A 14,627-nucleotide genomic window follows, 5' to 3' on the forward strand; every position below is an offset into this window, starting at 1 on the left:
ACTGGCTTCCTAGCCCTGCTCAGGCATTATCGAATATCTGGCTCAAGCGCGGCGGCATGCCCGGCAATCCCGGAAGGTATTGCGCAATGCCCATGCCGCCATCGACCGAAAGCTCTGCTCCGGTAACAAACGAGGCCTCGTCGCTGGCCAGGAACAGCAGGGCGGGCGCGACTTCTTCAGGCTCGCCATAGCGGCCGATCGGCAGATGCGGCGCAGAGGATGCCAGTTCCTCGAGACTGACATTGCCCGGGTTGGCCATCGGCGTGTTGATTGGCCCTGGATGGAGCGAGTTCACCCGGACGCCTTGGTGCGACAACTCAAGTGCCGCCGTGCGGGTGAGCCCGCGGACCGCCCATTTGCTGGCTGCATAGACACCCAGCGCGTTGTTCGGCGTAAAACCGGCAGCCGAGGACGTATTGATGATCGATCCACCACCAGCCGCGATCATACCCGGCGCTAGTGTCTTGATGCCGAGAGCGACGCCGCCCACGTTGATCTGCATCACACGGTTGAACTGTGCAAAATCGAAATCGACTGACAGACCATAGGCAAAGATGCCCGCATTGTTGACCAGCACCGTTGGAACAGAGAATGTTTCGAGGGCTACCGTGCGCAGAGCAATCCAAGAGGCTTCATCAGCGACGTCGAGTTTGACGAAGATGGCATTGTCCGGTCCGAGCTCTTCAGCCAGCGCTCGGCCCTCATCTTCGATAAGGTCAGCGATGACCACCCGTGCGCCTTCGGCGACGAAGAGCCGCGCTGCTGCCGCGCCCATGCCCCGAGCGCCACCAGTGATGACCGCAGTCTTGCCTTCCAGCCTAGCCATTCCATTCCCTTTCCGTTTTTCCAGTTCAAAGCATCGCACGCGTCAGGCGGTGCCCTTCAGCGATGGCATATTGGATGTCGCGCGGTGCCAACGCGTCCCCCACTAGGACGATGTTTTCACCCTGCTGCAGCCCACGCCCTACCAACTCGTCGTAGATCCCGCGCAATGGGGCCTTGGCGTTGAGAAAAAGAACCGTGTCGGCAGCAATTTCCTGTGCATCAGGCTGATAAGCTGGGCTGATGAGGCACGAACCCTCGCGGATATCGTCAAGCCGCGCATTTGTGAACAACTGGAATGTGCCAATCCGCGCGAACCGTCGTAGCGCCGGGAGAACGCGTGTATCGTGATCGACGAGCGGGGCCACACGGGGCAGGGGGGTGACGAAGGTGACAGCTAGCCCCATTTCCAGGAGGTGCTCGGCAACCGCCAAGCCCTCGTAGTGCCCGACCTCGTCGAACACAACCGCACTGGTTCCGACATTTCGACCAGGTCTTTCCAGAAGGTCGATTGGCGAGATGACGTGCGCCTGAAGGCCTCCGGGAACGGCCTGAGATGAATTGGTATACTGGACCGCATTACCGCGGGGCAGCGATCCGGTGGCGACAACGATGTAGTCGGCGCCGAATGCCAGGGCTTCCTCCGCTTCAAGGTAGGTGTTGGTGCGGATATCGACGCCAAGTCGGCCGATCTCGCTTTCCAGCCACTGGATGATGTCGCCCAGCGTCTGCAGTTTTGGCGTTTGGCGGGCCCGCAGCGCCTGGCCGCCAAGCCCTGGAGCCGCTTCCACCAACGTGACAGTGTGGCCGCGCATTGCGGCAACTCGGGCTGCCTCCATGCCTGCCGGTCCGCCGCCAATGATCAGGACCTTGCGCGGTGTCGACGATGGAACCAGCAAGTCTTCGGCTAGATCGATTTCCCGGCCTGCGGCAGGGTTCACTGCGCATCCGATAGGCCACCCGCTGGCGACTGCGTGATAACACCCCTGATTGCAGGCGATGCACGGCCGCACTTGCTCCGGGTGTCCCGCGCGGGTCTTGCGGACAAGATCAGGGTCGGCAATGTGCGCCCGGGTCAGATGAACCACATCGGCAAGGCCTTCACGCAGTATCTGCTCGGCTTCCTCGAGCGTTCTAATTCGCCCGATCACCATGCGAGGAACCTTGCGAAACGCTGACGTGATCTGACCACTTGATGGTAGTTGATAGCCGGTAGGACGGTCCATCGCGCCCATGATGCCGCTTATGTCCCAGTAATCCCCCTGTGTGGCATTCACGAAGTCGATCAGCCTGTCCTCATGCAAGCGCTCGAGAATCAGAACCATTTCGGCCGGTGCAATGCCGCCAACGCCCATCCCCTCGCCAATGCGCAAGCCAAGAGGAAAGTCTGCACCAACCGCGTGGCGTACAGCCACCATGACCTCTCGCAGAAAGCGCATGCGATTGTCGAGCGACCCGCCGTAGCTGTCGGTGCGCAGATTGGTCAGCGGATTAAGGAACTGCATGACCAGATAGCCATGCGCGGCATGTACCTCGATGCCGTCCAGCCCGCCCTCACGGCAGCGCCGTGCGGCTGCAGCATAAGCCGCAACAAGTGTCTGGATTTCAGCGAGGCCGACCGGATTGGGAACGATGCCGGTGCTGGGGTTGGGCGTTGACGAGACGCCCCACGGTACCGAGCGGTCGAATACCGGATAGATGTGGCCACCGTGCCAGAGCTGCTGAAATACCTTCATGCCGTGAGGCCGCACTTGCGCCATCAAGCGGCGGTACCCGTCGATCACGCTATCGTCGAGGTTTGCAAAGCTGGTTATCGTGCTGGGATGAACCGCTGCTGCCTCAAGGATTGTCAAGCCAACGCCTCCCTTCGCGCGCGCGGCATGATAGGCAATCAACTGATCCGAGATCGCGCCGTGCAGCGCGAGGGACGTGCCGTGGGCAGAGCGGGCGATACGGTTTGGGATCTTAAGCTGATTGATCAAAAGGGGCTCAAACACCCTGCGCAGGCTCATGACACGCCGCCTCTGGTAATCGCCCTTGGCGGGCGCAAGGGCTGAAGGGGACGAAACCATGTGCTGCCCCTCAGCGGAATGTCTGAACGGACGAGCGCTGCATTCTCCAATGCGGCGTCAGCACCGTCTGCATGGACGATGTTCCAGTCCATGAAGAGTGATCTGTGACACGTCTGATCGGCTGTTTCGCTCTGATAACAAGAGGGTATCCGTGGACGATTTTGCCGGACGAGTTGCGCTTGTGCTCGGTGCAGGATCTGGCATCGGGCAGGCTGCATCGAGGCTGTTTGCCCGGCGAGGAGCGCAAGTTATTGTCGCAGACCGCTTTGCGGAGAGTGCTGAATGTACACTCGAACTCATTCGCAGCGAAGGCGGTCAGGCGGACCTCTTTGTCGGCGATGCGATGGAGGAAGACGCAGTCAAGGCCTGCGTGGCCTACACAGTGTCGAGGTTCGGCGGTCTCGATGCCGCATTCAACGTTGTCGGTGATCCAGGCCCGTTTCGAGATTTGTCCGATGTCTCGCTTGACGAGTTTGAGCTTTGTCTCCGCCGGAACACGATTTCGTGCTTTCTGGCGATGAAGTACGAGATCGTTGCCATGAAGCAGCGTGGGCGGGGCGCTATCGTGAATACCGCCTCGCTTGCTGGTCTGATCGGCTCCCCGGGGCTTGGTGCTTATGCCGCAGCAAAACATGCGGTCATTGGGCTGACCAAGTCGGCCGCGCTGGAACTCGCCGAGGCAAATATCAGGGTCAACGCGCTGTGTCCGGGTGCGACCGATACCCCCATGCTGCGCAACAGCATCGCGGTGGCTGAAGGCGCGGCGCAGATCTGGTCATCCATGGTCGAGCCAATGGGCCGCGTGGCGACTGCGCAGGAACAGGCCGAAGCTGCGGTATGGTTGTGCTCGGAAGCATCCGGCTTTGTGACAGGCCATGCTCTCCCGGTCGATGGGGGCCATCTTGCAGGAAACCGTGCGCCTCAGAGGCAAGAACAAAGCAAAGACAACGTGGAACAGGAACTATGAGCATGGACGGGAAAGTGAACGAAGGTGTGATTCCCGTAAACGGGGCATTCCACCTCGGTGTGGTCGTGCGCAATTGCCGCGCCAGCATGGCTGCTTTCTCCCGGATTTTTGGAATTTCGCGGTGGGAGTTCCAGACACTGAGCGAAGCCAATTTCATCGATCCGCTGGTCTATGGCGAGCCGCGCCGGCAGCGCTTCAACTCGGCTGTTGCGGTTGCTGGCCCCGTCCGATTTGAGCTGGTGCAATCGTTGGAGGATGATCAAACCGTCTATGCCGATTTTGTCAGCGAGCGCGGTTATGGTCTCCAGCATCTGTTCTACACGATCGTCGATGTTGAGGAATTTGCCCGGGTCAATCAGTCCTTGCAGAACGCCGGGATCGGCTACGCCCAGAACGCGGTGATCAGCGACACGGTCGACTACTACTATTGCGATACCTTCCGCGTCCTGGGCGGCAATGCCGAGATACTCGTAGTCAAAGGCCCCAATCCGGCCGGCGGCCCGCCTGAGATCGTCGATTTCGGGCCCGAAGTGATCGCTTTGCCCGGTCGTCCTGTCATCGACGGGCTCTACCGAATTGGGGTGGTGACGGCAGGTCCAGCTGATGAAGCACAGCTAGCTTATCACAAAGTATTCGGACTGGATGGCTGGTCAGAGGTCGTAATGAGCGGTCGGCGCTCGCGCGTGGCTGCGCAAGGTGCTATGGCCGTTGAGCTCGTGGAGGCGGAGGGTGCGCCGTTGCTCGCAGAGCGCGCAAAGAGTGGCGGTCCAAGCCTGACCCATATAACGGTAGCCATCATCGATCCTCAGGCCGAGGCGGAAACCGTCGCATGGTTTGCCGCACAAGGCTTGCCTCTCGTAGAGCGGCTCACGCCTTCCGACGGCTCATATGCCGTGCTGCGTTTCGACGGGAGCCAGGTCCTTGACGGCGTCGATGTCGAGATCGTGGTTGCCTTGGACAAGGCTGGTGCCGCAAGGCGCCTGCAACTGGCGCAGATCTGACGGTCAGCTATCGAACAGCACATGGACATGCGGCGGCGAGCGCAGTTCCGAGCCGCGCTGCTGCGGCGGCGGCATGGAAGGGTCGAGACGCAAGTTGGGGAGCCTGTCCATCAAGGCATTCATGGCCCGGGTGATCTCGAGCCGTGCCAGATGCATGCCGATGCAGATGTGTGGTCCCGCGCCAAACCGCAGTGCCCCCCCGGTGCCCGTACGGGTGATGTCAAACCGATCGGGATCGGGAAACTGCGCAGGATCGCGGTTGGCTGCGCCCTGCGAAATCTGAACCAGTGATCCTGCCGGGATCTTGACGCCGCTGAGCTCGGTGTCTTGTATTGCTACCCGGTACATCATCAGTACCGGCGTATCCCAGCGCAGAACCTCGTCGATGGCGCGAGACATCAGCGAGCGGTCTGCCACAAGCATTGCATATTGCTCAGGATGCAGCATCAACTGGCCAAGCAGCGTCGACGTGGCTCGGAAGGTCGTGTCGCCGCCAGCGTTCATCAACTGCCGCAGAAACGAGATGATGAGGTCGTCCGGGATCTTCTCACCATCGGCCTCCACTTTGGTCAGCGTGGTCACAAGGTCGTCACCCGGCCGGGCGCGCCGCTCGGCGATCATGCCCTCGAAGTAGCGGCCTAGCTTCTGCCCAGCCTCGATCGCCCACTTGGGATCAACGTGCAGATTCGTCTCCGCAACCGCCAGCTTGTGGAATACCTTGACGTCCTGCTGGGGTAGCTCGAGCAGTTTGTAGATGACGCTGAAGGGATAGTGTTGCGCGAAGTCGGCGATGAGATCCGCCTTGCCCTTTCCGGTGATCTTGGAAAGCAAGTCGTCCACGACCGGATCGACCAGCGTGTCCGTCCAGCGAGAAACGACATTCGGCGAAAAGGCGCGTTGGAAAATTCGGCGATAGCGGGTGTGCTCGGGCGGATCCATTGCGGTGATGGTCTTGCCAAAGCTTAGCCCCAGAATCTGGTCAAAGATGGTGTTGGAAAACACCGCAGTGTTTTTGATAGCTTCCATTGCCTCTTCATAAGCCACGACCATGAAGCACTTGGCGCCTGGTGTCGTTGTCGCTCCGCTGGCCTGGCCAAGAGCAACCCGGTACTCTATCTCGTGGACTGGCCCACGTTCGCGCATCCCTGCCATCACCGAGAAAGGGTCGGCATCGGTAGCGAACACGGCTTCCGCGTCCGCAAAGGGATCGTAAGTCGGATCGTCGAAGTCCTCGATTTCGGGGATAAGGGATGGCTGGGCCGAGGCAGCTGTGTCGGTCATGGATTTCCCTGTCTACGGGTCGGAGTGAGGCTCTTTTGGGTTAGAGCTACGCTATGTCAGGCAAGCACCTCGCGAATGCGCACAGTGTCGAAGTTGAATGGGGTCATTGAGATCACCTTGCCATCACGGAATTTCCAAAGCGCCAGGCTCGGTTCACGTTCCAGCCTACGTCCGGTTGCTCGCGATCGGCCTGACGTGAAGTATTCGATCACAAGGGCGTCCTCGTCGTCTCCGCCAATAACCTGCCCTTGCTCGACGACCAGATCCTCCCAAGTATCGGAGATGAGGCGGTAGAGCCGGGCATAGCCATCAGGGCCCTTGAAAACACCGCGATAGGGCAGACTATCTGGCTCCAGGATCACCATGTCTGGTGAGACGAACGTACGAATGGTGTCGAGGTCCCCGTCTTTCCAGGCTTTGAGCACCATAGCCCAGATTTGACGTGTCGTTGGTGGCTGGACCATTGTTGTCGCATTCACTTTGTTTCTGCCGATTGCGCCGTCAATCTCACCAGCAGAGGCCTCGATCGACGTCTGAACAGACATTGCCCTTCATCCTGACTTGTTATCGCCCAGCAGCGCAAACAGCGTGTGGGCCGGATGATCAGCGGGCTTCGCCGTCATAGATCCGGCTGGCATCCATTGTTCGACGAGACGCGGAAAATTCGGGCCAACTGCAGCGGCAAAGCGAGACGGGTCATAGTACTCGCGCCAGAACGCGATGCGGTCCCCTTTCAGCCTGATCAGCCCGGTGTAGAAATTTCGATAGGGCGCACCGTTGTGAGGGGCGATTCCGTCGCTCCGATATTCGATGCTGAGCGAGGTGCCATCGCTGTTCGAAAGGATCCCGATGGGCCATTGCCTGAACCGGTCCAGCGCAGCCGGAATGACCTTGCCGAGCATGAGCCCTATCGCGGCCGCGCCCCTGATCTGTGCGTTCGCGTAGACGCCTTCATAGATTGCGTCGGGCGTGAACAAATCGTCTACTGGCAAAGCACCTTCACTGCTGATGCGACGAAACACTTCTCGAACAAGTTCCTGTGGCAGCATACAGTCAACTTCTCCCCAAAGGAGCGACGCAATTGGCGATCAAGTGGACCAGCTGCGCCTGTCTGTTCACGTCGGCTTTGACGAACATCGAACGCAAATGCGCACGCGCTGTGTTGTGGCTGATGCCGAGTTCCGCCTCGAGTTCGTTGAGCAATTTACCTTGTGCGAGCCCCCCGGCGAGGCGCGCCTCGGCCGGCGTGAAGCCGAACAGCTCACGTGCGATGTCAAAATCGATGTCGACTGCGGTGTCGATGTTCCGCACAAACACCATGACGTTGGTGTCGGGCTTGCCAGATGCTAGTGAAACCGAGACTCGTCCCTGTATCACCAGGCCAAGTCCGCGTCCCTTTCCATCAGCGGACAAGGCCATTGCGCGGGCCTTCATACGGTCGCCCTTGCTCCCAAAAACCTGCCGGATTCCCGATTGCAGCCGCCGGTTCTGCTGCTCGTCCAAGGCACAAAGCCGCCCGTGTTTTAACGATAGCACGGAGCCGTCTGCGACCAGGTCATGTGCTGCCTGATTTAAGGGTATGCTGTTTCCTGAGGGTTCGATCAAGAACGCGCTGATGCTGAGACGGTCGAGCCCTTCACCTTGAAAGTCCGCCGTCAGCTTCTGGCGCAGAAACTCGCTACGCAAATGGACCGCACGCTTGAAGTGCTTGCCTGCAGCCCGCAGGATCGCGCCTTCCTGGCCCGTAAAGGGCTCTTGATGTGCCTCGCGCGAGCCAATCAGAAAACAATCGCCAATGCTGGTACTCTCAAAGCAATGCACAACTGTCCATGACGAACCATGATTGCGTAGGTATTCAATCAGATCACTTTCCTTGATGACCTGCTCCCACTGGAAAAACACTGTTTCTCCACTCGGTGGGTTAACCGGGAAATTCTCACGGTATATCCTGTCTTCCCAGTCGGCGATTTTCTTCTGGTCAACCTTGGGACCATAAGCAAATATTGCATCGCGCGTCCTGCTCACATTGCCTGCAATGCGCAGCATCAGATTGCTGGCATCCACCATCAGGCGCAGCTTTTCAAGCGGCTGTCGCCATGGCTCATTGCTGGCGACCGATTCGTAAATCATGCCAACAACGTCGTCAGGAAGATGAACCATCTTCGCCATAGCTATTATTTATTCTCCCAAACGAGCCCGCCAGTATAGACGCTCTCGTGCTTCTTTTTTGAAGCGATCCTATTCTAAATTAGAGCGAAAGTTCAGAGTGGCTGATGTCAGGCTCACGGTACTTAGGCCGATTGCTTACTAAGGGGCGAAGGGCCGCTCGCACATTCTTGAGCGGTTGTTTCAGAACAAGATCGACAGCGGCGGCACGATGTGATGATTGAGCGAGATCATGCGCCGCGCCAACAGCCATTCTTGGTCATTGGTCCTGCGCCAGATATCTTCGCGACCACCAGCAAACAGCGCTTCTTCCCTTTCCTCGCGGGCGCGGATCATCAGAAAGCTCGATGAAACGCGCGCTTCGCCAGCCTCGTCATTCCAACCAAGCAGAACAGGTGCTCCGACTACACGTCGCGTCAGTGCAGCGGGGCGGTCGTAGTGGTTGTGCCCCGTGCGAAAGCGCTTCACGCGCATCTGCAATTGCATCAAGCCGTCGTTAAAATGCGCTGAGATGCTCGGTATTGTGTCGATCGTGGCGAGGTCGATGTTCTCGTTTGCAATCTTACGCCGAACCGGGGCCACATAGCGGATGTCAGGCGCCAGCAGCGCAAGCCACGCCTCGTAGTTGTCATTGTCCAGCAGCCATGCCTCATAGGATAGCATGGCGCCTACCTGATCGCGGATACCCTGCGATGCGAGATGAAGCGCAAGGGCCGAAGTCTGTCCAGGCTCGATCGTTTCTACCGAGATATTCATTGCCAGTTCCCTTGTGCTCACTCAGCCGCGATCGATGCAACAGTGTGGTCATCGTTCTTCGTCGGACCATGCTGCATCGTTTCCAGCCAGCCACGATAGAACCCGAACACGGTGTCTTCGTTAGGCACTTCGGAAAAGAGACCAGGCCGATTGTCTCGCGGTTGCTCGCGGCCGGTTCCCATGATGTAGGGCAGGGGCTTCTGGCTGCGGATGGCCCCGCGCATCGTGCTGGTAGCCTCGGCCCAGCAGGTACCGTCGTCCAATTCGAACACGCCCGATGCGGAGAAGGCAAAGGCGGATTGGCGGGCAGCCGCTTCTTTATAAGCCGGCGGCGCTTCCTTGTCACAGATGAGATAGAACACCAGCAGCTGCTTGCCAGGGCCGCGCGGGAGATTGAGCCGCAGCTGGGTGAACTCGGGTGTCGAGAGCGCCGAAAGATTCGGAAACACGTTGAAGATGCATGTCGTGCCGTCGCCCAGCATTGACGCTCGTTCGGGATCCATGCGTGATTTACGCACCGCAGTGACATCGCGGATATACTGCGCGACCTCTGGCGCATCAGGGTTCTCGGTCGTGACTGAATCGACCCGGTAGAAGCCATGACCGCCGGGAAGGCGGACGGTGAAATTGTCGTTCGATGCATCATCCCGGAAATCGGCTTCCGGAAAGATCATCAAAACGCTGCGATGGGTATAGTCGGCGTGATAATTGTCGCCGCAGAACTGGTCGGACTGCAGCTTCCAGTTGGCATCGACCAAGAGCTTTTCGGTGCCCTGGATCATCTCCCAGCCACCCGGTGTGCGGTTCATCGCCAGCTCAAGATACCACTTCATGTCGCCCATGAATTCGTCAAACGACGGGGCTTCCGGGTCGAAGCAGGCAAAAATCAGACCATGGAAGTCCTCCACCCTCGCTTCGATCAGGTTGTACTCATCCCGGTTCAGTTCACCGTGATAGCTTTCCTGAAAGCGCGGAACGCCGGTGAGCTTGCCGTTGTTGCGGAAAGTCCAGCCGTGATACGGGCACGTGAACGTCTTGGCCGAGCCTTTTTCCGCGCGGCAAACCTTCACACCGCGATGGGTGCAGCTGTTGAGCATGACATGGATCTTGCCTTCGCCGTCGCGCGTGATCACGACCGGCTCTTCGCCGATCCACGATGTCACGAAATCGTTGGCCTCTGGAACCTCGGCAGCCATGCCGACGAATTGCCAGCACCGGGCAAAGATCTGCTCCTGCTCGCGCCGATAGATTTCTTCGTCCGTGTAGATCAGCGGCGAGACAGTCCGCTTCTCGAGGTCGACCAGTTTATCCAGTTCCATGGCACTTCCGCTCCTGCGGTAATTGATTGATCTGACAAGGGCCACATAAGCCCGGTAAACTCATCCCTCGTTCGGACGAGAAGGTGAAAGCGCGGTCAAGCTCGGCCCTAGGTTCCGACAGACATGGCGCGAACACGTTCTGTTGCCCATTGCACCGCATCCGCTCTGGAAAGGCCCGCGGTCGCCTGGACAACGTCATCGCTTCCACCCGGATAGACTACGGGCCCGTTGCCAAGGCTTTCTAGTGCCACCGCAGCAGTGTCGGCCGGCCAAGCGCCGGCAAAGGCCGGATCGTCGATGGGCACCCCCAGCCTACCAAGAAAGGGTGTACGCGTCGGACCGAGCACAGCGCAGAGCACATCGACCCCGAATGGCTTGAGCTCAGCCCACAGACCCTCTGCGAAGATCTGCGTGTAGGCCTTTGCGGCCGCGTAGCAGGCGAGTCCGCCGATGCCGCAAATGCCGCCGTTCGAGCCGATCATGATGATCCCGCCCCGGCCACGGCTCTTCATCCGTCCGCCAAAATGATGGGCAAAACTGGTTTGGCCGAGGGCGTTCAGGCGCATGGCCCGGAGGCCCAGCTCAAGAGGTGCATCGACAAACGACGGTGCCGGCACAACCGAGCCCACAGTGTAGATCAGCAGGCCAATTTCCAAATCATCTGTGGCACGACGTATCGGCTGGAGGGGATCATCGATGCACAGGTCATGGGTCACCGTGCGCACTTTTGCACCGGTGTCCTCAACGATCGCCGATGCTGTCTGTACGAGAGAGGGGCTTTCATGGCCTGAAAGCACGAGATGGAAGCCAGCTTGGGCGAGCTGTGCAGCAAACGCCGCGCCAACCCCTTCGGAGCCGCCGACAACAAGCGCCCATGGACCATATTTTTCGACGAGCGTCATAGACATCCAGCCCCGATTTATCAGCTCTTCCGTTTTGACCTTCGTAAGATAGGGGGGGCGCTGCGCCATGGTCCTTAGAGACTATGGTATGCGCGGCACCCTGAGGCGGGATGCCAGGCACCCGACTTAGCCCGTTTGGACGAGGCGGCGTTGCGCGCGAGGCCGCATCGACAAACCCTTGTGATGACTGGAGAGTGCAATGGCCGGCGGCTTCGATGAAATGTTTGACCTCATTGTTGTCGGGAGCGGGGCTAGCGGCCTGTCCGGGGCTATCACCGCAAAGCGGCGAGGCCTGAACGTGCTGGTGGTCGAGAAGGCCGACGTCTGGGGTGGCACTACGGCCCTTTCCGGGGGCGGGGTCTGGGCACCGGCAAACCGCATCCAGCTTGCCGCAGGTATCCAGGATTCCATCGAGGAAGCCGGGTTGTTCCTGGATGCCGTGGTGAACGATGAAGGCCTGGCGACAGCACCGTCACGGCGCCGCGCATTCCTTGAAGCTGCGCCCCGCATGGTTGATTTGATGGTAGAAGAGGGCATGGGCTGGACTTGTGACAAGGGTCATGCGGACTACCAGTCGCAGGCGCCACATTCCAAGTTTGGACGCAACCTCGATTCCAAGTACTTCAATGTGAAAAAGTTGGGTCCCCTCGCCGCAACAATGCGTAGGGGCCCAGCACCCTTTGCGATCCGGCTTAAGGATATTCCCCTGATCGGCCGCGGCCTCTCCAGCGTGCGTTCCATCCTTCAGATGGGTTATGTGTTTACACGGGGTAAGGTCGCCAAGGCGCTGGGGCAGGACTCCGTGGCTGCAGGCGAAAGCCTCGCCGCGCAGCTCATGCTGATTGCGTCTCGCCTGGGGATCGAAGTCCGCCTGAAAACACCTTTGCGCGAACTCGTCTCAGAGGACGGCCGGATTTGCGGGGTCGTTGTCGAAGGGCCAGCCGGTTTGAAGCGCATCGGCTCGCGCGGCGGAGTGCTGCTGGCTGCAGGCGGGTTCGCGCATGCCGCCTTCCGTTCCGAGCTCCAGGTAGAAGATGGTCGCTATTCCTCTGCGATCCCGGAAGACACGGGCGATATTGTTGCGATGGCCAATGGGCTCGGCGCGATGACGGCGATGATGGATGAGGCTTGGTGGGGTTCGTGCTTCGTCTATCCCGGCAATGTCGTGGTGTTCTGTCACTGGGAGCGATCCTTGCCATTCAGCATCTGCGTCGATCCCAAAGGTCGCCGTTTCGTCAACGAGTCAGCTGACTATTACGAGTTCGGCCAGGCGATGGTCCGCGAGGGCATCAGTGAATGCTGGCTCGTCATGGATGCGCGTCACCGTCAAAAGTATACGTTCGGCGGGTTCTTCCCCGGCAATACCCCCAAGGCGATGTTTGATTACGGCTTCTTCAAGAAGGCGGACACGCTTGATGGCCTTGCCGCACAGTGCGGAATTCCGGCAGGAGAGTTCCAGCAGACAGTGCAACGCTTCAACCAGATGGTCCGCAAGGGGCGCGATGAGGACTACCGCCGGGGCACGCGCGCTTATGACGTGATGTGGGGCGATACAAACAACAAGCCGAACCCCAATCTCGGTCCTATCGAAAAGGGGCCGTTCCTCGCGGTCAAGATCAATCTGGGCGATCTGGGGACAAAGGGTGGCTACGTTACCGACGGCGATGCGCGCGTGCTCGACGTTATCGGCAAGCCGATTGAAGGGCTCTATGCGGCAGGTAACTCGACAGCATCGGTGTTCGGACGGACCTATCCCGGTCCAGGCTCCACGCTCGGTCCGGCAATGACATTCGGCTATCTCGCCGGTGATCACGTTGCCCGGCGCTTGAAGAACTCCTGACGGCTTTGTTGAGCAGGGGGGTACCTTGCCTGGTGCCGCGCATTTGCACAGTATACAGAAAAGAACGGGGGCGGATTTCTCTGCCCCCGTTTTCAGTTTGTGTCTGACCGGGTTTGATCAGTCAGGCATGATCCACTGCGCGTTCTTGACGAAGAACTTTTCGGTGATGGCGTCGCCCATGCCGGCAAGGCGCGAGGCCCAGTTGTGCATGGAGTCGGTGCCGCCTTCGACGTGGGGGAAGTCTGAGGCGTAGCAGTAGCAATCCTCGAGGCCGTTGTCGGTGATGTACTTGTCGATCGGCTCCCACGGGAAGCCGGCGCAGCGCACGTTGCGGGCGAGGTATTCGCTGGGCTTCTTGGGCAGCTTGGCGCGCCACAGGGCCGAACCCTTGGCTTCCCAGCCCCACATGTCGAGGTAATGGGACATCGGACCGATCCAGTGTGCGCCGGTCTCGACCGCGGCATAGCGCAGGTTGGGGTTGCGCTCGAACACACCGCCCGTGACGACGGCGGTGAGGAAGTTGAGCGAGGGCAGGTGCATGGTCGAGACGGTCCAGGGATCGAGCTCGATCTCCTCGCCGATCAGGAAGCCCTTGAAGGCTTCGGCCTCGCGCCAGTCCAGCGTGCGGTAGAAGCCCGCCTCGTTGCCGACGTGGGTGGTGACGACGGTGTCGCTGTCGGCCAGGAGGGCCCACATCCTGTCGAGCGAGCTGTGTGCGGGCGACATGCCGCCGGGCAGCATCGAGCTGGGGAACCACACCGCACGCACGCCGCGATCGACCAGATTCTTGGCTTCGGCATAGATCTCATCAGGGGTCTCGCCGATCAGCACCGCGACCGGACGCAGGCGGCTCGATTGCTTCTGGCTACGCACCACCCAATCGTTCTGGGCGCGGATCATCTGCACCGCATAACAGCGGCGATCGCCGGTGATCTGCGGGAAGAACGAGGGCACGTCGGCATTGGCATAGAGGAACAGCGCGTTGATCGCGAGGTTGCCGGGGAAGATGATCTGCTTGTCGATGCCGCAGAAGTCCATCCACTCGAGCCGCTGGTCCAGATCGTAGGAGCCATAGGCATAAGGCCCCTTGCCGAACCATGCCGACCGGAAGTTCAGGCTGTTCTGAAGTTCGGAATCGACGTCCTTGAAGTAGTTGTTCTTCATGCCCTTGAGGTTGTGGAAATCGAGTTCGGCAAACGGGCGGGTAACCTCGCCAAACATCTCAACCCAAAGCTCGGACGGCACCCATTCATGCGCGTCGGCATCGCACATCTTCCCGGCATACTTCGCCAGCTCGACCGGGTAGCCGACCATTGGTTGTTCAAGAACTGTCGCCATTGCAGCCTCCAAATACGCTGTTACGTTGTCAATCAGATCGGGCAGACACACGCGGCCCATCAGCCGCGCCGCCATCCAGACACCACCTCAATCCCACGCTACTCCCCCGCAAACATCGTCCATTGTGAGTACACACAGCCTGTCCCTGGGGGCAGATCACCGC

Annotated in this window: 13 protein-coding genes; 3 read left to right on the plus strand and 10 right to left on the minus strand. The window is 59.6% G+C overall.

The features are described 5' to 3' along the window. Positions 1-19 precede the first annotated feature (19 nt). Positions 20-826, minus strand: a complete 807-nt coding sequence (locus CFE35_RS13060; protein WP_292931054.1) for a glucose 1-dehydrogenase — start codon at positions 824-826, stop codon at positions 20-22. A gap of 25 nt (positions 827-851) precedes the next feature. Continuing rightward, positions 852-2,834 carry an FAD-dependent oxidoreductase gene (locus tag CFE35_RS13065; RefSeq protein ID WP_292931055.1) on the minus strand — a complete coding sequence of 661 codons (1,983 nt, stop codon included), beginning with the start codon at positions 2,832-2,834 and terminating at the stop codon, positions 852-854. A gap of 211 nt (positions 2,835-3,045) precedes the next feature. Between CFE35_RS13065 and CFE35_RS13070 the strand changes: the two genes are divergently transcribed. Beyond that, on the plus strand, positions 3,046-3,861 hold the full coding sequence (locus tag CFE35_RS13070) for an SDR family oxidoreductase (RefSeq protein WP_292931056.1): 816 nt from the start codon (positions 3,046-3,048) through the stop codon (positions 3,859-3,861). Between the two features lie 2 nt (positions 3,862-3,863). After that, on the plus strand, positions 3,864-4,862 hold the full coding sequence (locus tag CFE35_RS13075) for a VOC family protein (RefSeq protein ID WP_292931057.1): 999 nt from the start codon (positions 3,864-3,866) through the stop codon (positions 4,860-4,862). 3 nt (positions 4,863-4,865) lie between these two features. Here CFE35_RS13075 and CFE35_RS13080 read toward each other — a convergent pair whose 3' ends face one another. From CFE35_RS13080 to CFE35_RS13110, 7 genes are all read right to left on the minus strand, one after another. Further along, entirely contained in the window at positions 4,866-6,143 is a 1,278-nt protein-coding gene (locus CFE35_RS13080) for a cytochrome P450 (protein WP_292931058.1), read from the minus strand. A gap of 56 nt (positions 6,144-6,199) precedes the next feature. Continuing rightward, positions 6,200-6,688: a nuclear transport factor 2 family protein gene (locus CFE35_RS13085; protein ID WP_292931059.1), complete on the minus strand. Its 489-nt coding sequence runs from the start codon at positions 6,686-6,688 to the stop codon at positions 6,200-6,202. A 6-nt stretch (positions 6,689-6,694) separates the two neighbouring features. After that, entirely contained in the window at positions 6,695-7,192 is a 498-nt protein-coding gene (locus tag CFE35_RS13090) for a hypothetical protein (RefSeq protein WP_292931060.1), read from the minus strand. A gap of 4 nt (positions 7,193-7,196) precedes the next feature. Then, on the minus strand, positions 7,197-8,312 hold the full coding sequence (locus CFE35_RS13095) for a hypothetical protein (RefSeq protein ID WP_292931061.1): 1,116 nt from the start codon (positions 8,310-8,312) through the stop codon (positions 7,197-7,199). 180 nt (positions 8,313-8,492) lie between these two features. Continuing rightward, positions 8,493-9,065: an aromatic-ring-hydroxylating dioxygenase subunit beta gene (locus CFE35_RS13100; protein WP_292931062.1), complete on the minus strand. Its 573-nt coding sequence runs from the start codon at positions 9,063-9,065 to the stop codon at positions 8,493-8,495. Positions 9,066-9,082: 17 nt separating this feature from the next. Then, positions 9,083-10,384: an aromatic ring-hydroxylating dioxygenase subunit alpha gene (locus tag CFE35_RS13105; protein ID WP_292931063.1), complete on the minus strand. Its 1,302-nt coding sequence runs from the start codon at positions 10,382-10,384 to the stop codon at positions 9,083-9,085. Positions 10,385-10,491: 107 nt separating this feature from the next. Continuing rightward, the gene (locus CFE35_RS13110) at positions 10,492-11,355 is read right to left on the minus strand and encodes an SDR family NAD(P)-dependent oxidoreductase (RefSeq protein ID WP_292931064.1); all 864 of its coding nucleotides are present in this window, start codon (positions 11,353-11,355) and stop codon (positions 10,492-10,494) included. Positions 11,356-11,485: 130 nt separating this feature from the next. On the opposite strand from CFE35_RS13110, the gene CFE35_RS13115 reads away from it, so the two are divergent. Continuing rightward, complete coding sequence (locus tag CFE35_RS13115) at positions 11,486-13,126, plus strand: FAD-dependent oxidoreductase (protein ID WP_292931065.1); 1,641 nt, start codon at positions 11,486-11,488, stop codon at positions 13,124-13,126. A 117-nt stretch (positions 13,127-13,243) separates the two neighbouring features. Here the strand turns inward: CFE35_RS13115 and CFE35_RS13120 are convergent, their stop codons facing one another. After that, a complete protein-coding gene (locus CFE35_RS13120) occupies positions 13,244-14,464 on the minus strand; it encodes an amidohydrolase family protein (protein ID WP_292931066.1) in 1,221 nt (406 codons plus the stop codon). Positions 14,465-14,627 lie beyond the last annotated feature (163 nt).

The sequence above is a fragment of the Novosphingobium sp. PASSN1 genome (assembly GCF_002278815.1).